This window comes from Rhodopirellula sp. P2, assembly GCF_028768465.1.
Taxonomy (GTDB): Bacteria; Planctomycetota; Planctomycetia; order Pirellulales; family Pirellulaceae; genus Rhodopirellula.
Map to the genome: position 1 here is coordinate 3293448 of NZ_CP118225.1, position 24414 is coordinate 3317861.

15 protein-coding genes and 1 tRNA gene are annotated in these 24414 nt (G+C 58.4%); 5 read left to right on the forward strand and 11 right to left on the reverse strand.

The window, feature by feature from the left end:
* Positions 1–123: 123 nt before the first annotated feature.
* The 10 genes from PSR62_RS11625 to PSR62_RS11670 form a co-directional block, all read right to left on the reverse strand.
* Positions 124–2772 (reverse strand): DUF1549 and DUF1553 domain-containing protein, encoded by a 2649-nt coding sequence (locus PSR62_RS11625; RefSeq protein WP_274408216.1) that lies wholly within the window; start codon positions 2770–2772, stop codon positions 124–126.
* Between the two features lie 422 nt (positions 2773–3194).
* Positions 3195–5048: a glucuronate isomerase gene (locus PSR62_RS11630; protein ID WP_274407903.1), complete on the reverse strand. Its 1854-nt coding sequence runs from the start codon at positions 5046–5048 to the stop codon at positions 3195–3197.
* A gap of 113 nt (positions 5049–5161) precedes the next feature.
* Positions 5162–6259, reverse strand: coding sequence for a site-2 protease family protein (locus PSR62_RS11635; protein ID WP_274407904.1), 1098 nt, complete (start codon positions 6257–6259; stop codon positions 5162–5164).
* Positions 6260–6262: 3 nt separating this feature from the next.
* Positions 6263–6751 carry an aspartate 1-decarboxylase gene (panD, locus tag PSR62_RS11640; RefSeq protein WP_274407905.1) on the reverse strand — a complete coding sequence of 163 codons (489 nt, stop codon included), beginning with the start codon at positions 6749–6751 and terminating at the stop codon, positions 6263–6265.
* Between the two features lie 4 nt (positions 6752–6755).
* The gene (locus tag PSR62_RS11645) at positions 6756–7130 is read right to left on the reverse strand and encodes a response regulator (protein WP_047813347.1); all 375 of its coding nucleotides are present in this window, start codon (positions 7128–7130) and stop codon (positions 6756–6758) included.
* Between the two features lie 198 nt (positions 7131–7328).
* Positions 7329–7625: a hypothetical protein gene (locus PSR62_RS11650; protein ID WP_274407906.1), complete on the reverse strand. Its 297-nt coding sequence runs from the start codon at positions 7623–7625 to the stop codon at positions 7329–7331.
* Between the two features lie 525 nt (positions 7626–8150).
* Entirely contained in the window at positions 8151–9692 is a 1542-nt protein-coding gene (locus PSR62_RS11655) for an NAD(P)-binding domain-containing protein (RefSeq protein ID WP_274407907.1), read from the reverse strand.
* Between the two features lie 235 nt (positions 9693–9927).
* A tRNA-Pro gene (locus PSR62_RS11660) sits at positions 9928–10001 on the reverse strand.
* Between the two features lie 156 nt (positions 10002–10157).
* On the reverse strand, positions 10158–10622 hold the full coding sequence (locus tag PSR62_RS11665) for a hypothetical protein (RefSeq protein WP_047813343.1): 465 nt from the start codon (positions 10620–10622) through the stop codon (positions 10158–10160).
* Between the two features lie 247 nt (positions 10623–10869).
* Positions 10870–11475 (reverse strand): HNH endonuclease, encoded by a 606-nt coding sequence (locus tag PSR62_RS11670; protein ID WP_047813342.1) that lies wholly within the window; start codon positions 11473–11475, stop codon positions 10870–10872.
* Between the two features lie 236 nt (positions 11476–11711).
* Here PSR62_RS11670 and PSR62_RS11675 point away from each other — a divergent pair, with 236 nt between their 5' ends.
* From PSR62_RS11675 to PSR62_RS11690, 4 genes are all read left to right on the forward strand, one after another.
* Positions 11712–12539: a DUF456 domain-containing protein gene (locus PSR62_RS11675; protein WP_274407908.1), complete on the forward strand. Its 828-nt coding sequence runs from the start codon at positions 11712–11714 to the stop codon at positions 12537–12539.
* A gap of 135 nt (positions 12540–12674) precedes the next feature.
* Entirely contained in the window at positions 12675–16253 is a 3579-nt protein-coding gene (smc, locus tag PSR62_RS11680) for a chromosome segregation protein SMC (RefSeq protein ID WP_274407909.1), read from the forward strand.
* 19 nt (positions 16254–16272) lie between these two features.
* A complete protein-coding gene (gene corA / locus PSR62_RS11685; RefSeq protein ID WP_338020192.1) occupies positions 16273–17397 on the forward strand; it encodes a magnesium/cobalt transporter CorA in 1125 nt (374 codons plus the stop codon).
* 1074 nt (positions 17398–18471) lie between these two features.
* Complete coding sequence (locus PSR62_RS11690) at positions 18472–20322, forward strand: phospho-sugar mutase (protein WP_274407911.1); 1851 nt, start codon at positions 18472–18474, stop codon at positions 20320–20322.
* A gap of 297 nt (positions 20323–20619) precedes the next feature.
* Here the strand turns inward: PSR62_RS11690 and PSR62_RS11695 are convergent, their stop codons facing one another.
* Positions 20620–23220, reverse strand: coding sequence for a DUF4159 domain-containing protein (locus tag PSR62_RS11695; RefSeq protein ID WP_338020165.1), 2601 nt, complete (start codon positions 23218–23220; stop codon positions 20620–20622).
* 19 nt (positions 23221–23239) lie between these two features.
* Between PSR62_RS11695 and PSR62_RS11700 the strand changes: the two genes are divergently transcribed.
* Complete coding sequence (locus PSR62_RS11700) at positions 23240–24235, forward strand: AAA family ATPase (protein WP_274408217.1); 996 nt, start codon at positions 23240–23242, stop codon at positions 24233–24235.
* Positions 24236–24414 lie beyond the last annotated feature (179 nt).

The window sequence follows — 24414 nt, forward strand, 5'->3', positions numbered from 1 at the left end:
CGAAGCGAAAGGGCTGGGGGAGAGGTGGGCGGGTAGCGAGAATCAACGGGGATCGTCGGATTGGAACTGTGACCCAGAGGAAATGACGCCGAGGACACAACGCGGAAATCGCAACGAAGAAAATCAGTGTGTGATGATGAATTCTTTGGTGTTCACCAATGCCCACATCAGCGATTCAATTCCGGACTTGGGTGACTCGGATTCCGCAATGAATTCGAGCGAGGTCTGCCGCTCGTCTTGGTTGGGGAAACGAGAAAGCGTTCGTAGGTAAGCCTCGTCGACCACTTGATCCAGGGAGGTCTCTGTCTTTTCGGGGACGTCCAATTCAAGTCGAGTCAGTTTCCAAGCATCTGGATCACTCAGCAGTTCTGTCAGATCGGGAGACGCGAATCCGTAGCGTTCCAGTTTGGTTTGGACGCGTTTGTACTCCTCCTGGATTCGGTCTCGGTTGGCTCGGCGTTGTTTCGGCGTCCTCCGTTGGAAACGTTTGATCTTGGTCAGGGTTTGGCGTTGGAACTGCTCCGCTTGACGTTGGATTTGAGGGTCAACGCCAGGGCTGCCAGATTCCAGCCCCAAGGACTTCATCGTCTGCGTGACCCAGCCCTCTTTGGATCCCAGTTGCTGATACATTTCGAAGTCATTTCGCAAGTAGATCGACTGCAGCAGACTGGGCGAATCGCTGCGGTCGCAGTCGCAGTTGCTCTCGCGTTCGGATTGGCCGAACACTTGGAGTGCAAAGTTGCGATTGTTGCGGTTTTGGGTGACTCCGTTGGCAATCGCCATTTGTTGCAGCTCGCTTCGCATGCGATCTGAGTTGCTGCTGGACTGGGTTGCCAGTTGCACCGCATCGTGAATCACTTCGGCAGGGAGTCGTCGCGGAACGTGACGTGAAAAGTTGCGATCGTCGTCTCGGTTGCTGGCGTTGGTGTCCATGCTTCGCTGGTAAGCGTCGCTGGTGGTGATCTCACGAGTCAGCCATTTCAAGTCGTAGCCGCTGTCAATGAATTCTTTCGAGAGTTCATCGAGCAAGGCAGCGTTGCTCGGCGCGTTGGCCAGGTTCATGTCATCAGTCGGGTTGATGATTCCGATGCCGAAGTAGTTCGCCCAGACTCGGTTGACGATTGCTTTGGCGAAGTACGGATTGTCGTCTTGCCGCAGCCACTGCATCAGGTCGCCTCGCGGATCGCGGTCCAGTGGAACCGAATCGGATTGGCCTAAGATGAAACCTGCTGGAATCCTGACTGGGGCCGCCTTGGGGAACTTCTTCGCCCGCGCTTTGGCTCGTCGTTGTTGGGATTGAATCGCAGCAGTGTTGTAAACCAGTTCCGGAAAGGGAACCGTTTGGCCTTGTTGGGCCGCCTGATAGATTTTGCGACGGAGGTCACCATTGCGGAGCTTTTCTTCGCCAGTGATTTTTGAAATCAGTTCATCGCGTTGTTCACGCGATTCGCGAGCGACGGTGTTGGGTTTGGCATCAATGCTCTTGAAGAGTGTCGCGAACTGGTCGAAGTCGTCCTTGGACCACTGGTCAAAGGGATGTTTGTGGCACTGAGCGCATTCGATTCGAATCCCCAGAAACGAATACGCAAAACCAATCGCTCGTTCCTCTGGTTTTTGGAAGTTGCGGCGAGCCCAGAAGAGCGGCATGCCTGAGCGCTCGGCGAATTTGGATTCCTGGCCGGGTTGGCACGCTTCCGTCATCGTGCGGCAGTACTGCAGGTAGGATTCACCCTGTTCGCGATTGTCGGCCATGACGATGCCTTCGACGATTTGGTCGTAGGGCACGTTGTCCTCCAAGCGGACTCGCAACCATTCATACCAAAGTCGCGACGCGGACCCTCGAACAGGCAATGCGTTGTTCAATTGCACGTCGCTGTTGCCGGTCCAATCCGCGAGCCGAGTGGCCCACCAGGCGGCGTAGCCAGGCGAGTCGAGAAGCTCGTCAATCAAACGCGGTCGTTTGTTCGGCTGCGTGTCGGCTAAGAACGCACGCACATCCGCTGCTGCGGGAAGCGTCCCCGTGATGTCGAAGCTGGCCCGGCGGATGAAGTCAGAGTCACTGCAGATGCCCGAGGGGGTGATGCCGAGCTTGTCGAGCTTGATTTGGATCCGTTGATCGATTCGATGTTCTGAAGGGGTGGGCGAGGCAATGGCTGCATTGACTTCGACGCGTCGGATCACTGGCACGGGAACGACCGCGCGGTCGTAGGCGATCACAACGTGAGTGTCACCCGTTTCGCCTGCTGAGACCCGCCCGTTCTCATCGATGGCGGCGATCGCGTCATCGTTGGTTGTGAAGCGGCACAGTTCGGTCACGTCTTCGCTCGTTCCGTCCGCCCAGTGTGCGATGGCTGTGAGCGAAACGGTTTGCGAATCGTCTTGGAATTGAATCTCGGATGGTTGGATTTCAAGGCGGTCCAAGGCATGGACCGTTTGGTTGTCAAACTCAGCGCCCGCCGCAATCCAATTTCGAAGCGTGTTGTATTGCCAACTTCCCTCGTCGAGACGCTTGCCTCCTTCGTGGATGTCCGCGTCGGTTGGTTTGGCCAGGATCAAACTCTCGGCAACATCGTCGATGTCGACCCGTCCGGTGTCGGGATCCAGCAACTCCGCATGGTCCGCTCGAAAGTCGTAGCCGAACAACGAGAGTTGAAAATCGCCGCGGCCTTGGAACGAGCCATGGCAAGCACGCCCGTTGCATCCCAAACGGCCAAGCAAGGGGGTGATGTGGCGTTGGAAGTCAGGCACTTCCTGGGAGGAACCATCCGCCATGCGGATCGAGAGCGACTGAGCCACTTGGTCGTTGGACGCAAAGCTTCGCTCGGTCGCCGGGGTGGGCGATTCCGCAAACGAGGGCACCGCGCCGAGTGCCAGCCCCACAGCGACCGCGACAATGGTCTCCAAGCAGGTTGTCAGCTTCCAACTTCGTGTCAGTCGAACCACATTGTCTCCCTCGGATTTCATCGCCGTCGCATCCGCGTTCACCCATTGCTGGGCACGCGTTGCCAATCACGCACGTCCCTCATCGATGGAACGTGTGCCGAGCACCAAAGTACCGTCCCGGGCATTGGATTTGGGCAAAGAAAACGGAGGTTTCTCCGTCTTAGCGGGCTCGTTTTGAGCGTTTGAGCGATCTGAGGGGGCTTCGGCTGACCTTCGGGCGTTTCAATCGCGAAGTCAGCTACCTCCCAGGGCTACTTGGATTCCTCGTCATCGTCCAGGAACTCCAGGTCGAACTCTTCCAGCTCTTGGACCGTCTCCGCGGTGGGGTCGGTTTTCTCAGCGGGTGAGTCGTCGTCGCTTGGCGAGATTTCGAGCGTGTCGTCGCTGTCGCTTTGGTTGACCGGAAAGGTGAATTCGCCGGTGTTGGGATCCGGTTGCAGTTGCAGGGAATCATCGTCGGGGCTGAACGAGGACTCGCCACGCAATTGAGTGATCTGGGCGGTTGGTTCGTCATCCAGCAAGTTGCCAACGTCCAGCGTTTCGTCTTCGACCAATGTTTCCAACTCGTCCGCGGAGGTGCCGCTTGGAGCCGAGGTCTCTCGCAGTTCCACGTCCTCCACGCCGAGTTCGTGGACCTCTTCTTCGGCTGGCAAGGCATCGATCTCCAGGACTTCGGTGACACCCGCCACGGCGGTTGCGACACCGACAACGCCCAAGGACTCAAGGCCCGAACGCGGCGATCCCAGTGCCTTCTCGTCGTGGGAGTCTTCGCCTGCCGCCCCGTTGGGACGCGGGAAGATCTCGTCGACGTTGTCACGCAAGACTCTGCGGCCGAGTTCGACGGCACGCTCGATGGACCAGCCACGATCGCCGACGAATTGGTCTGCCAACACGCCACTGAGCACCTTGCGGTACATGTCAAACTTGGGCCAGATGAACTCCAGTTTGTAGGCGTCGCTGTAGTATCCAATTTGCTTGGTTTGCGGGACGGCTTCCAGTCGTGCTGCCGAATCGCGAGCGATGAACGAAGGCGTGTTGCTGTACCACCAGTGACCGTTGGTGATCACGTTGGGAAAGATCCAGGCGTAGCTGACCAATTCTTGGTTAGTGACGCTCGCCAGCACGGAAACAGGGAATTTCACGTTGGGGAACGAGTTGAACAATTCGCGATACTGGATCAGTGAGACCCGTGAATCGTAGAGGTCTTGGCCTTGGAAGACGCCTTCGGGATAGACCTGGCGATTGACGCCGATCATCAAGTCAAACGGCAAGCCGAATTCATCGCACAGTTCAGCCAGTGTCCAGAACACTCGACGCGACAACGCTTCCTGATGAGAAGCGTCGGCGGAGATGCCTTTTTGAAGCACCGCGTTGAGGGCGGTCGAGGCTCGGCCGTCGCCAACGGGAGTCGGTGTGAACGTGGGTGGGATTGAGATCGCACAGGCGCGAGCACCCCGGCCGACGAAGTGTTCGAAGCGTTGCTTTAAACTGGAACGAAGGCTCTCGAGACTGCCGTCCAGTTCGATGCCGGTGCAAGCGGCCAATCGACCGCGGACTTCGGGCTTGGCCAAATGGAACACCAAGTCATCGGTGCGGAGGCACGGGATGTAGGTGTCGGTGTCGAAGCCTTCCAGTGCGTCGTCGAAGTCGTTGGTCAGAAAGACGGCTTGGACGTTGCTTTGATCGAGCACCGTTTCGGACCACTGCGCCGACGCCATGATCGATTCACTTCGATCGTACAGGGCTTCCCAGTTGTTCAGGTGCAGGCGGTCCTCTTCAAACCCAAAGAACGTGCGACAGATTTCGATCAGCCAGCTGTACTGGGCTGTGTTTTCGAGTGGTTGCAATCCACCCACCAAACGTTCGACCAATTCTTTGGGGCCGATCGCTTTGTCTTCGATCCGGGACTTGGGCATTCCCGCCGAGTGCGCGAGTTCGGTGTAGTAGTGGTAGCCGAGCAAATCGGCCAACGTTGTGGATGCCGGTGAATGCGGGTTGATGTGCGAGTGCGGGTCAATCAACCGAATCGACGTCAACGCTTCGTAAATCTCGGATTTGGGTCCGTTGGCAACGCTGGACGAGTCTGACATGGCGGCGGCATTCATGAGTGGCGAAATTCAATCGCAACAGGATACTCACTGATGCCTTCAGGATCGACCGTGGAATGTATCATCCGCGGGCGGGATCAAGCAAAATCATGCCGCTGGGTTGCTGCCGTTCAAAGCGAGAGCCACCACTGAGCGAGCGGGCCCGCGATCTGCCTTGCCAGGGCCCAGGTGGGCTCTTGAGATCCTTTGTCGAGGCTGAGCCAGGTCGCCATCGCGGCTGGGGTTTCAGGTGTGAGTCCATCGGGATCGTACCAGCGGTGACGCGACCAAACCCACCATCCAAACAGGGTGCTGACTGTCATGGATCCGATGTACACCAGGCTGATCGCCCAGGACGTCCAGCGTCCGGGGGCGGGCGTGATCAGGGCTTCGTAGATCTGCAGGACCAGCGACGCTTTTTGCGGCGGCGGCAACGCTTGAAGAGCGGTTTCATCAATCGCCGAGGCAATCGTCGCGATCGCCGACTCGGGGATCTGTCGCTGTTCCGGTGCGGCCATCTCGCGGTCGCTCAATTGACGGCTCAGCCAACCGGTGCGAAAGGTCAGCGGCATGGTGAACAGAAGGGGGGCGATCAGCAGCAGCAACACGGGTTCGCCGATCAACAGCCCCAGTGCTGCGATTGCCAAGATCGTCAACACGCGTCCCAGTATTTCTCGCCAAGGAGATGGACGAGCAAACGTTGTCTGAATGATTTTGCCACCGTCCAGGGGCAACAGAGGGAGCAGGTTCATCCAGTTCAGCAGCAGTCCCAGCCCACCCAATTCAAACAGCCATGGATGACTGCTGTTCACCGAGAGCAGCGGGACGGGCAAAACCAACGCATCGGGGGACAGTGTTTCCAGCGACGCGATCGTCAGCAGGCCCATCGAAAGGGCGATGCCCGGCAAAGGCCCGGCAAAGTAGACGATTGCTTTCTTCCAGCGGGCGAGCTGTCGCGGGTGGCCGCTGACGGCCGCGCCCAGCATTGGGACGAACACCATGCGAATGTTGCGATACCCAAACGCTCGCATGGCGAGGTAGTGACCGCCTTCGTGCAGCAGCAGAATGCCTATCAGCATCAGCACCAACCGCACGTCCCACCAAATCAAGCCCACGGCGATGAACAGAACCAAGCTGATCAACAAAATCGCGAGTTGACGCGGCCAATCGTTGAGTTGGTTTTCCTTCGCCCGGATCGCAGCGACGAGCGAAGCGTCGGGGCCAGACATTCCCTAGCAGCCTTCGGCGAGCGGTTGTCCGTCAGGCGTTTGGGTGGGGGAGTTGGCCAAGCGTGGGTCGTGGGCATCTGGCTGCGATGCGTCAGCGTCTGAGCGTAGGTGGGGACCTGCGATCTCGGGGCCGGTGTGAGACAGCTGATTGTGATCGTCGACGAAGATCAACCGCGGTTGATGGCTGGCTGCATCGGCTTCGGGGACCATCGCGTAAGCGGCCAAGATCACGTGATCGCCGGGGCGAATCAAGTGAGCGGCCGCGCCGTTGGCACACACGTCGTTGGAGTTTGGCAACCCTTCGATCGCGTAGGTTTCCAAGCGGGTGCCGCGAGTCACATTCCAAACATGGAGTGACTCGTACGGATGAATCTTGGCAGCGGAGAGCAGTTCCGGCGGAACGGTCAAGCTGCCTTCGTAGTTCACGTCGGCGCCCGTCACCGTGGCGCGGTGAATCTTGGCCGCCAGCATTTTTCGATAAGGTGTGTCCACCAACTCAGTCCACCAGGTAAGGCTTCAGTTGTTCGATAGTTTTGTCCGAACCGATTTCGAGCTTTCCAAACCCGCGTTCGGCCCCTTCCTTCATGGCCGCTTCTTGATGCTCGTCATAATTGGTGACCAGCATGACGGGGATCTTGGCCAGATCCGGGTCGGATTTGATTTGCTTGATCACGTCCAACCCATCGGAGTAGTCGCGATCCAGTTTTCGGTTGACTGTCACGAGGTCCACCTCGCGCTTCTTCAGCAATTCGATTGTGTCTTCAACGCCGTGTGTCTGCATCACGGAGGCGTCAAAGTTTGAGGTCACCATTTGACGAATGGCATTGAAATCGGGGCCGCAGTTGCCGCAGTCGACTAGGGTTTTCGCCATCGGATGTCACTTCTCCGTCGAGGGGGTTCCAGGAAGTTGCCTGGGAACGATCGAACCGAAACATTCTGGTGTAACCGCGCCGGCATGAATCAACAAGGTGCAAGAGTCGTAGCCGTTGTAGCAACAGCCGCGCCAGATTGGCTGGAATTCGACTCCGCGGGCGTGGGATCCGCGGGATTCTGCTCTGCAAACGAGGGTTCACCCCGTTCGTTCACGAGCTTGAATCCAACGCTGCATATCGGAGTGGATTTGCGAGGGAGTGCGGTCATCGCTCAGTGAGGGGGAGGCTGCGATCGACAATTCTTTGGCCAGCATTCGCAGGGCCATGGCGTGCAATTGGCCCAGCAGATGGTCGCGTTCTGCGACAGCTTGTCGCAAATCCGCTTTGGTCGCTCGGGATTCCGGTGGGGCCGGTGCACCTTCGACCAAGAACCTTTCGATCCAGTCGCGATTGGGGTCGAGCGGGCGCTTGCAGCTTCGGCAGGATTTGACCATGGGCGTTGTCTCAGCCGGAGAATTCGAGTGACCAGCTGAATGATTGGGCGAGAAAGGGGCGACACAAATGGGAAACCGCGATCCGCCATGGGCTTCTACCCTCGCCGCGGTGGCTCAAAACACGATCCGTGTACGTGAGAAAAGCACTGGTATTGATAGGGTAGCGAAACTCGTCAAGAGTTTCGACTTGCTTGACGAAATCCCGAAAGTCTTGACCGCTTCCGCGATCGGGATGCCCCTCCTCTTTGATGCTGACGCACCACCAGCACGCTTTCCCTGCGACTTGCGCATTGGGAGCCCGTTGGATCAACAAGGCTCGGAGCTGATCCCCGAACAATCTCCAGATCTCAGCCGTCGTGGGCCCCCCCCGGTGATGTGTTTTCCGTATTCATCGGTTCTCGTATGGATCTCGGACGCCGTTCCCCTCGCGAAAAACGGAGGTGTCGATCGGGGGTGGAAGTTGGCGTGAGCCAACTGAATTCAATGACATCCGGACGACCATGTCGCAGCCAACGCCACGTCGGTTCAGCAGCATTGGGAACCGGACTCGCACTGTTCGCTCGGTTTGTCGGAGGCGCTCGATTGACACGTGCCGCTTGGTTCTTGGTATGCCAAATCGGTGGAGCAAACGCCGGTCGATGGCAGGGTGAGCTCAACCTTTCGAGCGGCTTCGTGGTCACCGGCCAGTTCGGCTGCGATGGAGCGGACTTGTTCGTACCCGGTCCGCATCAAAAACGTCGGCGCCCGACCATAGCTTTTCATGCCGGCCAAGTAGAACCCTCGTTCGGGGTGCTTCAGTTCCGCTGCTCCATGAGGCGGAACCGATCCGCAGCTGTGGCGATTCGGATCGATCAATGGGCCCAGTGCTTGGGTCGCTTCGGTGGAGGCATCCAGTTCGAGGCGAAGTTCACGAAGCATGTTCAGGTTGGGCCGCGATCCGGCCGCGACGATGATCTCATCGACGATGACTTGTGACACACCATGGACGTCGAAAACCTCCAACCCGTCCTGGTGTTCGCGAATGGCACCAATCGAGAGTCCGGTCAGCAAAGTGGCTTTGCCGCTGTCGACCGCCGCTTGGACGCGAGTTCCCAGTGCACCTCGGGCTTCGATTTCGTCCGCCTTGCCACCCCCCCAAAGCTTGGCGGGGTTGGTCCGGCGAACGGCCCAGGCGATCATGGTTTCGGGGGATTCGTTGGCCAGTTCGACCAAGCTCAGCACCGCACCGGTGGCGGAGTGCCCAGAGCCAACGACCAGCACACGTTTGCCTGCGTAGCGTTCTCGTTCACGGTCCAGCACATCGGGCATGCCGTAGCGGATGTGGTCTTGGAACTGATGTTCGCCATCTGCCTCGACCCCGCCGGCACCCATTGGATTGGGTGTGTTCCAGGTGCCGGACGCATCGATGACGGCGCGAGCGTGAAAGCGGCGGGGGCCGGCAGGCGTGTCAGCCACGATCAAAAAGGGAGCCTCGTTGCGATGGCCGTCTTTCATTCGGTCGTGTCCATCGCGAGAGATCGACGTGACTTGATGGTTCAGTTTCAAACGGGAGGCGATCCGCTCGTCCGCCGCCAGCGGATCCAAGTAGCGTTCCACCAACTCCTTCGCAAAAGGAACTTCGTTGTCATCGGGAGCTTGCCACGAGTCATCGGCTTGAAGGATCCGTTTGGAAGCAGGATCGATCAGGTAAGACCAAGGGGTGAACAAGCGGACGTGTCGCCATTCCCAGATGCTGGCAGCGATTCGCGGACCCGCCTCGAGCAGGATGAATTCTTGGTCGCGCTGGATCAGATTGGCAGCGGCGGCCAGCCCGATGGGGCCAGCGCCAATGATGGCGATGGGCAGCGATTGGCGATCGCCGCTGGCAGGCAATGGCTGTGCATCGGTCTTGGTCGAGATCGTTGTCGGTTGAGGCTCGCCGCAGCCAGGAGTCGCGGTGGCTGGTTGAGGGGCCGGCGGCAGCGGTTGGCTCGTCGGTGGAAAGACGTTGGCCTGAGGTTGGATGAAGTGGCGGTGCTTGGGGAGGGGTTGGATGAAGTGGCGGTGCTTGGGGAGGGGTTGGTTCATGGCTTTCCTTTCAAAAAATGGCTTCTCACAAAATAGAGACGAGCTGGTCATTGAAAAGACGCAGGCGTTGGTTCACTTGGTTGGAGCAAGCTTCAGGAGTGAGCGTGAATCGTCGGGCGCAAGAAAGAATCTGAGCCGCAAATTTGATTTCAGCGTGCCGTCAGGATGAAGTTCATCGGACGGGGATTGCCAAGAGCGGCAGCCTGCAAGATAGGCTGCCCGCGGCAAAAGAAAATCGGGGCGACACGATTCGAACGTGCGACCTTCTGGTCCCAAACCAGACGCTCTGCCAGGCTGAGCTACGCCCCGATAAGCAGATTCTGGACGCGTTGAAACGTCTGGGAAAGACACTTCGCGTCCGAGAAGGCGAGAGGTTAGCGAACGATTCAATTTCTTGAAAGTCCACTTGTGATCCGAGCCGCAGAATTTTTCAGCGGCTCAAAAATCAACTCTCGATTCCATGATTCACTGTTGTTGTTGCTGTGCGATCGGTTCGCCGGTTCCCAATTGAGCGAGCACCTGCAAAATGCCGTTCAAATGAGCCATTCGGGGGCCAAAGCGATCGATGAATTCGTTCAGCATGTATTCGCCTTCGACCAAGTGGTCGCCCGAATCGTCGATTTCTTCGGTCAGCGTTTGCAGGAATTCGGTTTGCACTTCGCTGAGTGTTTCGGCGGCTCGGCGACAGGCTCGCGACAATTGTGGGTTGGCGTCTTTCCACTGCTGCAATTCGCCCGCACGTTGCTTGTGCATGGCCGCGTTTTGCTGCACCAGTTCGGTCAGCAATTTGGTTTGTTGCTGCTGGCTGACGACCAATTGACGCAGCAACCCAACCGTCAGTTCCTCATTGGAAACCGGCACTCCAGCGTCTGTTTCCGCAGACACATCAATGCGAAAAACGGGCGATGTGGGGTTGTCGTCGTAGGACATAAGCAATGCTTCCGATTCGGGTCCGATGGGGTCGTGTCCGATGATGTCCCGAGTATAACCACGCCGAAAAATGTTTGTCGAGCAATTCATTATTTTCAGGTGGGTGCCGCTGCCGCCGGCAACGTTGGAACACGATCGTGCGAATTTCGGTGAGTCTGACGATTCGCCAGACAAATGGGGCACGGGGAGCCCAGGCACCACGCCAATGCATTGCCGTGGCTGAGTGATTGCCCGTTCACCAAACGGCCTATTTTGCGGCGTGCAAGAACGTCTTCCAGGACGCGTAGCGTGGGTCATCCATCGAATGCGTCATCAGCAGGTTGAACCGTGGTTTGACCGGTCGTGAAAGCAATTTCATGCGGGCTTGCTGTGGCGTGCGGCCGCCTTTGCGACCGTTGCAACGCAGGCAGCAGCAGACGATGTTTTCCCAGGTGGTTCCACCGCCATGGGAGCGTGGCACGACGTGATCCAGGCTGAGCTTATGAGTCGGTTCCGCCTTGCCACAGTATTGACACGTGTGATCATCGCGAGCGAACAGGTTCTTGCGATTGAACCGGACCGTTTGAGCCGGCATCCGATCAAACCGCGTCAGTCGCGTGATTCGAGGGACCTTCATTTCAAACCCAACGGCTTGAATGTATTCATCTTCCGGTTGCTTTTGATCCGAAGCCAATTGGCTCAGTTCGCACCAACTGTCGAAGTCGTATCCGGTGAATTGCCCGTCTTCATTGTCAATGACCTCGGCGCAATCGCGATACAAAAGCGTCAACGCTCGACGAACATTGACCACGCGGATCGCCATGTAAAAGCGATTCAGCACCAACACGTTGGTATCTAAAACCCGTCCGCTCATTGTTGCGTCAGTCCTTTCCTCGAGTCAGAAAGTTGGCTGCGAAGTTGCTCCATCTTAGCGTTTGGGAAAACAAGAAACCACAGTTTTGCAGTCGCTTCTTGGCTCGCCCGAGCGTTTGGGGAGCTAGGCAGGGCGGGTTCCCAATTCGCCAGTGAGACCGGAAATTACCGGGTTTGGTTCACGCGGGTGTGTTCAAATTGCCGCTCCACTTCAAATCTTCCGACAGTTTTCACCGCATGATCGATCTGCAGATTGGATGGTTGCTCGCCGCGACACTGTTGTCTTGGGGGCAAGCCCGGGGGGCGGACTTTGTCGTCTTTGCGGAGGTCGGGGGCATTTCGCCGCCGCAGACTCTCGTTGCCACGGTGGCGGATTCCAGTCCGGCGGCACGCCTGTCCACCTCGACGGACGTCTCGCAAGTTCGCTCGGAAATGCAGGCCGCGGAAGAAGCCAGCGGTGGTTTTTGGGCACGCCTCAGCGGTGCGTTGGTCTGGGCCCGCGACATGATTCGCGACGTGATGATGCCGATTGGTGTCGTCGCCTTGGGGCTGGGGTTGATCCTGGTTTGCACGCTGGCATGGTTGCTCAACCTGGTCGCATTGCCTGGGAATTGGTTGGCGATTGCGTTGATGGCGTTTTACGTGTGGTTGGGGCCTGAAACCGGGCGTTGGCAGCTCGGGGTGGCTTCGCTGGCGATCGCATTTGTGCTGGGATTGGTGGGTGAACTGGTCGAGTTTTTAGCGGGGGCGATGGGAGCCAGTCGGGCGGGGGCGAGTCGCCGAGCCACTCTGATGGCGATTGTGGGATCAATCCTGGGGGCGATTGTGGGCGGCATTGTGGGGTTGCCCATTCCTGTGATTGGCCCGGTTCTGGCTGCCGTTTTGTTTGGCGGATTGGGAGCCACCGCCGGGGCCATGTTCGCTGAGTGGAATGATGGCAAGACTTGGCGGGACAGCTGGCGGATCGGGCAGGCGGCGTTTTGGGGGCGAACGACCGGGACGGTGGGCAAAATGGTCGCCGGGCTGTTGATTCTGGTTGTTTGCGCGTTTGGGGTGCTTTTTTGATGCTCAGGATTGTGGCCCGTTTCACGTGATCGAACTAGGATTTTGCCAGCATTTTGGCTAGTCTTGAGGCGTCGAAACAACGTTTCACCCATCCGTCGTCTTCCTTTTCATTCGCTCCCGGCAACACAATCATTCATGCTCAAAGCACTCGAGCTGGCCGGTTTCAAGAGCTTCGCGGATCGCACGCGGTTTGATTTCCCCGATGGCATCACGGTCGTCGTGGGCCCCAACGGGTCCGGGAAATCGAACATTGTCGATGCGATGAAATGGGTTTTGGGGAGCCAAAGCGCCAAGAGTCTTCGCGGCAAGGACATGTCCGATGTGATCTTCAAAGGATCGCAAACCCGCGGGCCCGCAGGTGCAGCGGAAGCGACCATCATCTTCGACAACACCGGCGGTCAAATGCCGATCGATGCGCCGGAGGTCCACCTGACCCGGCGGGTGTATCGCAGCGGTGAAGGCGAGTACCTGATCAACCATCAGGCCGTCCGGTTGAAGGATGTCCGAGCGCTGATTCGCGGGACAGGGATCGGAATCGACGCTTACAGTTTGATCGAGCAGGGCAAAGTCGATCGGATGTTGCAGGCCAACGCCAAAGATCGGCGGGCCATCTTCGAAGAAGCCGCCGGGATCAGTCGATTCAAGGCCAAGAAGGTGGAGGCTGAGCGTCGACTGGAACGTGTGCAAACGAATTTGACCCGGTTGGGTGACATCGTTGACGAAGTCGCGACACGTTTGAAAACGCTGAAGAGCCAAGCTGGAAAAGCGGAACGCTACCGCCAAGCCAGCGACCGCTTGAAAGAGCTTCGGACGGTGGTGGCCTGGACCGATTGGATGACGTTGTCAGCCGAGCTGAACGACGCCACCGCGAAATTGGAAACGGCCCAGCGTCAACATCGCGAGGCGGACGCCCTGCGAGAATCGCTGGAAGAACAGCGGCAAGCGGCGGAGATGCAATTGCAGACGATTGCCGAAGCGGCGCGTGAAGCGGAGCAAAGTCGCAGCGAACTTTCCGGTGAGATCGCTCGAATCGACGGACGCCGCGAATCCGATCAAACGACCTTGGTCGAACAACGTCGAACGTTGGTCGGCCACTATCGCCGCCTGCGAGCGATGCGAACCGAGGCGGGGTCGGCGATCGCCGACTTGCGAAAAACGATCGCGGCATTGGAAGTCGCCGAAACCGAGTTGGCTGGGGTTCAAGAAAAGAAGGAAGCGATCGCGGCGAAACGCGACGCGGAACAGGCCACGGTTCATCGCATCGAAACCACGCGAGATGATCTGCAACGCGATCATTTGGCGGCCGTTCGCCGTGTGGCCGAGCACGAAGCCAACCGCGGCCGGGTGGCGCAGCAGATGCGGGAGGCAACTCGGGCGCTCGAGGAGATCGCTCGCAATTCAGTCACGGCGGACGAGGGGCTGAAGACGGCCCAGCGGGATCATGACGAAGTCGCTCGCAATGTTTCGGGACTGGAAAAACGAATCACCGAGGCTCAACGCGAAGTCGAAATCGCGGACGCGAAAGTGCGTGAGACGCGGCGAGTGTTGGAACGGCGCCGGGAAGAAATCGGGTCGCTGAAAATTCGTCTGCAGGGGATCACCGAGCGGGCTCGCGTGCTGGAAGAGCTGCAGCAAAAACAAGAAGGCGTCAGCGGCGGTGTTCGCGAAGTTTTGCGGATGAGCAATGCTCAACTGAAAAAGGATTTGGTCGGCATTGTCGCGGATTGTTTCTCGGTTGATCGACAAGTCGCTCCGCTGATCGATGCGGCGCTGGGACCTCGCAGCCAATACGTCATTGTTCGCGGTGGCTCGGTCAGCGATGCGATCAGTCGCGGTGAAATCAAAATTGGCACACGAGTCGGAATCATTCGATTGGATGAGCTTCCCAATCGACGTCCCGGCGACAAGATTCGCTTGGACGGGTTGGCCGGCGTGATCGGTCGCGCCGACAAGATGATCGATTGCGAAGTCGAGCTGGAACCGTTGGTTCGGCACCTGCTCGGCAACACGTGGCTGGTCGATACCTTGGGCACGGCAATCGGATTGCGAAAGCTGTCCTCGGCCGGTTTGCGGTTCGTGACCGCCTCGGGGGACTTGCTGGACAACGATGGATCCAGCGTGGTCGGACCTCCCGGTGGTGAAACCGGTTTGGTCAGCCGCCGCAGCGAGTTGGCCGCGGCGAAGTCCGAGATGCAGCACTACAGTTATCAAATCGCCGAGGCCGAAAAAGAAGCTGGCCGGTTGACCGGCGTCGTCGATAGCGAAGCCGCGGAGCTGGGACGGCACGAGCAAGCGATGCGGAATTGGATCACCGAACACGCTGCCGCAGAAGCGAAGTTGCACCATGTGGCGGAGCGATTGGCTGCTCGTCAGGCGTCGGTGGACGAGCTGAAGCGAACTTCGGTGTCGCATGCGGAGTTGCTGCAAACCGCCCAGCAACAAGACGGTGAATTGGCACTTTCAATCCAAGAGGGCAAGCAGGAAATCGAGACGCTGGAAACACAGCGAGCTGAAATCGATCTGCAGCTGACGGCCGCGTCGGAGCAACTTCGCGAAGTGCAATCGGAGGCGATGAGCATTTCTGTCGAGGCAGCTCGCAGCGAACAACGTGTTGAATCATTGACGATCGCCGCGGACGTCGCCCGGCGAGATCAAAGCCAACGTGAGGCCGCCAATCAGGAGGTTCGCGATGCGATGACTCGAACACGAGAGCGGATCACTGAGATCGAAACGCGAATCTTGGAAGCCGACAATCGCTTGGCCGAACTGATGATCGCGATGGAAGGAGCTGATTCCAAGCTGCAAGTCTTGGCAGCCGAAGCGAATCGGGAACGCGAGGCCACTCGCCGCGTCCAGACTGAATCGCAGGCGGCCATCAAAGCCGTCGCCAAAGCAACTGAGGCTGTTGCGACGATCAGTTCGGCTCGCGATGCCGCGGAGCTGAAACAAACCACGCTGGCGGACCGCATCGCCGAGGATTACCAAATCGACTTGCGGAACGATGAGCCTCCCGAGGAGTTGGCCGAAATCGAAGACCGGTCCTCGGTCGATGAAGAGATCAGTCGTCTGCGAGGCCAGGTTCAAAACGTTGGCTCGGTCAACATGGAAGCGTTGGAAGAGCTCAACGAGTTGCAAGTTCGCTACGACGAACTGCATGGTCAGTATCAAGACCTGACGGCCGCGAAAGATTCGTTGCAGCGAGTGATCGCACGCATCAACGCGGATTCACGGCGGTTGTTCTTGGACACGCTGGAAGCCATTCGGATCAACTTCCAAAAGCTGTATCGCAAGTCGTTTGGTGGTGGTCACGCCGACCTGATCCTGGAAGATTCGGACGACCCGTTGGAAGCGGGCGTGGAGATTGTCGCCACGCCGCCTGGGAAGCCGAGTTTCAGCAACTCGTTGTTGTCCGGTGGTGAAAAAGCGTTGACCGCAGTCGCGTTGTTGATGTCGATTTTCCAGTATCGTCCCAGCCCGTTCTGTGTGCTGGACGAAGTGGACGCCCCGTTTGACGAAGCCAACATTGGCCGTTTCGTGACCGTGTTGACGGAGTTCTTGGATCAGTCCAAGTTCATCGTCGTGACACACAGTAAAAAAACAATGACCGCGGCGACAACGTTGTACGGTGTCACGATGCAAGAGTCCGGGGTCAGCAAACAAGTCTCGATTCGGTTCGAAGATGTCAGCGAAGACGGACAAATCAACGCCGCGTAAACGCGATTTTTTGGTGGCGATGGGCGCGTTGCCCGGGAAGTTGCCACAGCGTCTTCGGGTGCATCGGCCGCGTTGGGCTCGGTCACGTGCCAAGGTTGGAAACGTCCCCGGCGATATGTCGAGCGATGTGTCGTCGAAGAAGAAGGACACCGTCCCCAGTCACATTCGGGTGATTCAGTACGACGGGCGGACGCATTTGAACGAGGTCGTCGAGTCGATCGACAGCGACGACCCGGCCAATCCGGACGTTGTGACTTGGATCGATTTGCACGGCATCCGCGACATGGAGGTGCTGCGTTCGCTCGGGCGTCGGTTTGGTTTGCACCCGCTGGCGTTGGAAGACGTGGTTCAGATGGACCAGCACGCCAAGATGGAGCGTTACGGCGAAACGTTGTTCTTCATTGCTCGGATGCCCGTTGGCGACGATGGGTTTCAAACCGAACAGGTCAGCGTATTCTTGGTTGGCAGCACCGTCATCACAATCCAAGAGCACGTGGGGGATTGCCTGGATCCCGTCCGCGAAAGGATCTCTCGGGCGATGGGACGCATTCGAGATCGGGGGGCGGATTACCTGGTTTACGCGATCATTGACGCGATCATCGACGGTTATTTTCCGATCATCGATCGTTACGAGCGTCATCTTTCTGAAATGGCAGAGTTGTTGCAGGACAACGACAATGACAATCTGCCGATGCATTTGCACCACATCCGCGCGGATCTGCTGGCGATTCGAAAGACGGTTCAACAACACCGGGACGCGCTGCGGATGCTGCTTCGTGAAGGCGACGGCATCTTGGCCAATGACACGCGTTTGTATCTTCGCGATTGCCAGGATCACATCGGGCAATTGATGGAGGCGGCGGACACGGACCGCGAGACCTGTGGCGAACTTCGCGAATTGTATTTCGCGTTGCTGGGGCAAAAGAACAATGACGTGATCAAAGTGCTCACGATCATCGCAACGTTGTTCATCCCGATGAGTTTTGTGGCGGGGATCTACGGGATGAACTTCGATCAGAAGGCGTCGCCGCTGAACATGCCCGAACTGGAATGGAGTTTTGGCTACCCGTTCGCTCTTTCTGTGATGATGGTTCTCGCATTGAGTCTGCTGTACTACCTGTATCGCAAGGGCTGGTTGACCTAGTGCCGCGTGGGCCTGGTTGCCGTGCTTCGCGACGCGTCGGGGGCATTTCGACGGGCTTGGAAGCCCATCGTACGGGGACGCGAACCGGGGGTGCGTTTGGGGAGGGCGACAAACAACTGTCGTCGCTCCGCGACTGGTTTTGCGCGTCGGGGGATCCAACAACCGCGGAGCATTGACGGTTGTCGGCCTCGGGTTTTCAACCCGAGGTCTCGATCGTGACACCCTTGCTTGGCAAGCCGCGGAGCGGCGACAGGCGGCGGGCGATGCGTTGGGGATGAATTGAAAAAGTGAAGTTGCAAATTGTAAATTGCAAAATCCGGGGCGGTGGAGACGATGACGGGGCACGAACCGAGGGATGGTTTGGCGGCGATCCTCGCCCCGGACGGGGCCGGCTTTCGTAGCTCGGGGCGGAAGCCTCGAGACGGATCGCGGAACCGAGATGGTCGCCCCGGACGGGGCATGCGTGGGGCATGCGTGGGGCATGCGTGGGCTTCGCTGACGAGCCTCGCCAACCGGCCTGTTTGTTGAATCCCAACCCGAAGCGTTAGCGAGGGATCGCGTGCCATTGCAGCTGGCCTGTGAGTCCCTCGCTCACCAGACTGTTGATTTACTACGTTTCTCAGATCGAAGGATCAGCCGACGGGCGGAAGCCCAATGCCATCTACTTTGTAGCGGAACGGCGCGAGCCGTCCGGTGACGCGCCGGAAAACACCCACGATTTACCGGACGGCTTGCGCCGTTCCGCTAACAAAATCCCCTCGGTTGGTTCTAAAGTAGATGGCATTGGGCGGAAGCCCACGGTTACTGGAGACGAACCGGACGCTATCGCGTTCCGGCTGATTCAATCAACAAGCCGTCGCGCGTCGGGTTACCCCGCCAGGTCCACTCGTTCTTGCGGCACTCACGACAGGCGGTGTTGGAAGGTCGGAGATGATCTCGGTTGGGGGCAAAAAACGACCGGGGAATGGGTGGCCGGATCGAGCGGACGTTAGGTGGTGAGGCCGCCGGTTGGGGCGTAGAATCTGGGCCCACTGATCCGACCTGTCTCCCCGCTATCCCCGGTGCGATTTCATCATGACTTCTGGTTCTGACTCCGCCTCGTCCCCTTCCCTGACCGTTGATGAAGCCTTGGCTGCGATTGATCAAGCTTGCCAGGAAAAGAAATTGACCGCGGGGGCGGTGGAAAACATCCGAGCTTGGTTGACCGAGGATCGGTACCGCGACTATCGCGATCAAACGTTGCAGCACATCGCAGACGGGAAATGGCAAAAGCTGGACGATGTCTTCTGGACGGTCATTCCGTTTGGCACGGGCGGTCGTCGCGGACGGATGTACGAGATTGGTTCCAACGCGATCAACGACCGCACGATCGGCGAAAGCGCACAAGGGTTGGCGGACTATGTCGTCCAGTATCACGGCGGTTCGAAGCAGCTTTCGTGTGCGATCGCCTACGACACACGGCACAAATCCCGCCATTTCACGGAATTGTGCGCCGGCATCATGGTGGCAGCCGGGATCAAGGTTTATCTGCTGGATGATTATCGGGCGACTCCGCAGTTGTCCTTCGCCGTGCGATACTTGCACTGCGATTGCGGGATCATGGTGACGGCCAGCCACAACCCGCCGAGCGACAATGCGGTGAAGGTTTACTGGTCCACGGGCGGCCAAGTCTTGCCACCACACGACAAAGCGATCATCGATCGCGTGATGAGCTGCCAAGAAATTCGCGTGACTCCGTTTGCAGAAGCGCTGGCGGATGGACGCATCGAAGTGGTGACCGACAAGATCGACGCGGCCTTCTTGGACGCCGCTTCGCAGTGTGCCTTCGAAGGTCCACGTGATGTCAAAGTGCTTTATTCGCCGCTGCATGGTGTCGGCGAAGAAGCCGTGATCCCGCTGATGAAGCGAGATGGTTTCACGCAGGTGGATGTGTACGAAGGCCACCGCGAAAAGAGTGGCGATTTCCCGAATGTACCGGGGCACGTTTCGAACCCTGAAAACCCGGCTGTCTTCGAGGCCCCGATCGAGACGGCGCGGCCAGGCGGGTACGACTTGGTGCTCGCAACCGATCCCGACTGTGACCGTTTGGGTGTGGCGGCTCCGCTGACGACCGATTCCAGTGGTGAATGGGGGACGTTCACCGGGAACCAGATCGCGGCATTGTTGGCCGACTATGTGCTGGAGCAAACCGCCAAAGCGGGCAAGCTGACGGATCGCTCTTACGTCATCAAAACGTTGGTGACGACGGAGCTGGTTCGCCGGATTGCAGAGTCCCATGGGGCACGCTGCGTCGGCGATTTGCTGGTTGGATACAAGTACATCGCCGAGGCGATGGACCGCGAAGGGCCCGAAGACTTCGTGTACGGCTGCGAAGAATCTCACGGTTACCTCGTCGGCACCTACGCCCGCGACAAAGACGGCGCGGTCGCTTGCATGTTGATGGGTGAGTTGGCGGCGAAGTTGAAGGCCGAGGGCAAGTCGATGCATGAGTACATGGGGGACTTGTACCGCAAGCACGGCATGCACCGCGAAAATCTGATCAATGTCTTCATGGAAGGCAGCGAAGGGATGGCCGCGATGCAAGGCTTGATGAAAGCGTTCCGTGCGGAGCCGCCGACGTCACTTGGCGGAATCGCAGTGGCTCAGGTCCGAGACTACGGCAGTGCAACCATTTTGAACGTTGCTGATGGATCGACTTCGCCGCTGGAAGGCCCCAGTGGAAACTTGGTCATCATGGATTTGGAAATGGACGGCAACTACGTCGCGGTTCGCCCCAGCGGCACCGAACCCAAAGTGAAGTTCTATGTCTTCACCCGCTTGGAAGCGGCCGAGTCGCAAGATCTGGATGCCGCGGATGTGAAGCTGTCAGATCGCCTGCGTGCGATCGAAGAAGACGTCCGTGACTTCGCTCGCCTGCATTCTTGAAGTGGTCCAAGGGGCGATCTCCTGGCGATGTTGACATCAGCCATTTCCTGGGCTGATGAAGATGAAATCAACCAGGCGGTTTGAGCGGTTTCCGACGAATGGTATTGATACGGCGTTTGTCGCGATTGAAAAAGTGAAAGTGCAAATGGACAATTGTAAAATGCCGGAATGCGTGGATGAAATCGCATCAATTTGCATTTTTCCATTGTCAATTTAACTTTTTCAATGAGTTGCATTCGGTTCGCACACTCACCACCCTGCCAACATTTTTATCAGCCCAGCGAACTCCTCAACGGCTCAGCGATTGAGCGAGTAGAGGACCAAGCCCGCCAGGATTCGGGCGGCGTCCGCGGTGTTGTATCCGGGACACTGAACCGAGTTTTGTGACTCCAGTGCACAGCTGAGATCGAGCGGCGAGTAATAGATCGCCGCTTGATCGTCGACTGACAGCAGGTCGACGATCGGTGTCGATCGCACGCGGCTGATTTGGAGGGTTTGATTCTTCTGCCGTTCGCCCGTTTGATTCGGGCGACGAATCGTGACGTCGCTGAGGTCATAGCCGCCATAGCGAGTTGTCCACGCGGGATGCTCTTTTTCCATCGGCTCGAATGATTCGCTGGGGAACAGCCCGGCGAGTTGGGTGCGGATGGAGTTCCCAAAGGCTTCGCTGCCGCAGATGGGGCTGGCGATGATGATGCCGCCTCGCGAGGCAAACGCTTGCAGGGCATCACGCTCGGATGGTTTCAAGTCGACTGCCGTTTGCCCGTGCAGATACAGCACTCCCACGCGGGCCAGTGATTCCTCGGTCAGTTCAATCGGGTCGTTCACGGCGATGACTTCAATCGCCAACTTTTCGCGAATCAGGGTCGCGGCGTTGGGGAGTGCGCGCAGGACTTGTTTCTCGCCGGCACCGAGAGCACCCACGGCGATCGGAATGGCACCTCGCGTGGGCGGCGGTGCGATCGAGCCATCCACGATCGATGCCGCGTCCAGTTTGTTCTTCAGTTCACGGCCGGTGGCGTAAGCGATGATGTTTTCACCGATCGAGATCCCCGCTTCGATTTGTGGTCGGATCGCTGCGGGCATGTCCGCGTTGCGAAGCAAAGGGCCGCTGTGTTGCCATCGGCACGACAGGCTGCGAGGTGAATAGAACACCGGCGTTCGGCAGCACGCCCCAACTCCGTAGACCCAGTAGTCTTGGCCGATGGCGGCAGGGTCGACCGGTCGTTCGGCAAACCAAACCGGATGGGATGGGGGCAATCGCTCAAGCTGACTGCCAGGGAACCAGCGTTGGCTGAGGTCGATCACGCTGTCCTGGAACCCCGAGGCATCACCGCAACCATCGCCCCCGAGAGCATCAAACAGAATGGTGCCACCTTGGTCGATGTACTGTTTCAGTGTCGCGACCAGCTCGTTGCTGAACTGAAGTCTTTGCGATCCGCGAATGACGATCACCGGCACTTGCAGCAGGTCTGCAACCGTCGCGCCGTCGGCCTGGATGGTTTGCCAGGTCAGTTCTTGCGACCAATCGCGTTCGACGTGTCGAACCAATTGCTTGAGCGATGTTGAAAACGGGAGGGAAGCGGTGTTGTTCGCGCCCAAGTTTCGAAGCGAGGGATGATCCAGTTGTCCAACGACGACTTGCCGTTTGCCTTTGGAGAGAAACAGCAGAGCAAACGAAGTGGCGACGTCGCGTTTGCTTTCTGCGGGGCCCGACCCATTCCAAAATCCACGGAAGGCATCTTGTAGGCCGACCAGGTGTTCCGCCCCTTCGCGATACCAATCGTGCCCACCGATCAGGCGGCGGCCGGACAGACGTCCCACTCGTTCGATCGCGTACAGATAGTAGAAATCGCTCGACAGCGTGCTGCCGGGGTTGGTTTCGACGGTGAAGATTTGGGACAGGAACTGGAAGCCTTTTTCGATCCCGGGGTCGCCTGATTCCTCGTCGCAGCACCGCAGTGCTTTTTGGTCGTGGTCGAGCGTGCTCAATGCGTCTTGAGCGATCAGCAGGGATCCGATGCCGGCGCAGGTCATGCTGCCGGTCGGGTCATCGGATCGATACGGCCAACCACCGCGGCGAAATTGGAGGTTCCGCCAATAGGCTTGGGCTCTCTGGAACACGGCGGGGTCGACTTCGACACCGCGATTGACCGCTTCCCCGAGCGCCAGCAAAGCGAACTGGCTGTTGGAGGGATCACCCTGCCCGGCTTGGTCCCCGTAATTCCAGGCCCCTGGATTCCTTGAGTTGGCGGCTTTTTGTTGGGCGGTCAACCAAGCGACATTGCGGCGGATTCGGGGAAGGTCTTCGAGGGCTCCGACGTGACAGAAAACCAGGGTTTGCAAACTCACCGCGTAGGTCTGGGTGGGTTCGAATCGGCGGAGGTAGTGCAGGGCTCGAAGCATGTCGGGATCATTGCGAGACACACCGGCGTTGAGCCAAGCCAGCGTGCAGAGCGACGACAGCCCGCAGGATTGGCCTGTGTATTCATCCCATCCTCCCCGGTCCGTTTGTGATTTGCGAAGGTATTCGACCCCGCGATCAATCGCTCGTTGAACCGTGGGGGCATCGATGCGTCCGGGATTGTTTTGTGCCATGCAGCGTTGAGCCGCGCCGGCAAGCAGCGTCAATGCGCACAGCATTGCGATGATTGCACACCGATATCGCTTGTTCGCTGCAAGGCGTAAACTGCGTTGACTCCCGCACGCGATCGCTCGGCTGGATTGGTTTGGATCCAAGACACCGCGAATGTGACTCATGCGGAAGCAACCCGTGCGACTCGAAACAATGTGATTTGGACTGTGATTCATGGCTGATCCTTCGGTTCCGACCCCTCCACCGATGAACCCCGCTGCAGGCACTGCAGCGTCAAGTGCGAGTTCGGGTGACGCGTCCAAGCCCCGCAATTTGGCAGACGTGTTGCGAGAGTTCTCGGAACACCAAAAGAAGATGCGGGATGAGTTGGCAAAGGTCATTGTGGGCCAAACGGACACGATCGAACAGTTGCTGGCGGCCATCTTTACGCGAGGGCACTGTTTACTCGAGGGTGTACCGGGGCTGGCGAAGACTTTGATGGTCAGCACGCTGGCGAATATCTTGGATGTTTCGTTCAAGCGGGTTCAGTTCACGCCTGACTTGATGCCCTCGGACATCACCGGCACCCAGGTGATGGAAGAGGATGAATCGGGGCGGCGAAGTTTCCGGTTTGTCCAGGGCCCGATCTTCGCGAATATTTTGCTGGCCGACGAGATCAACCGGACGCCGCCGAAGACCCAGGCGGCGTTGCTGGAAGCGATGCAGGAACGCCAGGTCTCGGTGGGGCGAGAAACCCACACGCTGCCCGACCCGTTTTTCACCATTGCGACGCAGAACCCGGTGGAGCAGGAGGGAACCTACCCGTTGCCCGAGGCGCAGCTCGACCGGTTCATGTTCAACATCAAAATCGATTATCCCTCGGCGGAGGAGGAAGAGAAGATTCTGACGGCGACGACGCGAGGCGAATCGGTGTCGGTCAACAAGATCCTTTCGGCGCGAGCGATTTTGAATTGTCAGAGATTGGTCAGCAGCATTGCGGCGGGACCGCTCGTGATTCGCTACGCCGCTCAGTTGGTGCGGGCAACTCGCCCCACCGACGAATCGGCCCCCAAGTATGTGCGTGAGTTGGTCGATTGGGGGGCGGGGCCGCGGGCGGGACAAAACCTGATTGCGGGTGGCAAGGCCATTGCGGCGATGAACGGACGCTTCAGTGTGGAGCCCAGCGACATTCAAAAGATTGCCCTTCCGGTGTTGCGGCATCGCATCGCGACCAACTTCCAGGCTCAAGCCGAAGGGATGGACACGGATTCTGTGATTCAGCGTCTATTGACTGACATCCCCGTGCCTGAACCAGCTAAAATGGAACGTTCCAAGTGAGCGATGTCTTGCCACCAAAGCGTCGGCAAAACAACTGCATCACTCCTGCCAGATGCCCACCCGATCAACGCAGCCCATGTCGTCTCGATTTCCAGACCGGTCCACCCGCCCCCGCATAAAAGGTGTCAGGTACCTTTTTGGTAGTTTAGGGTGTTTCAGTTCATGGCAAACAAGGTGTC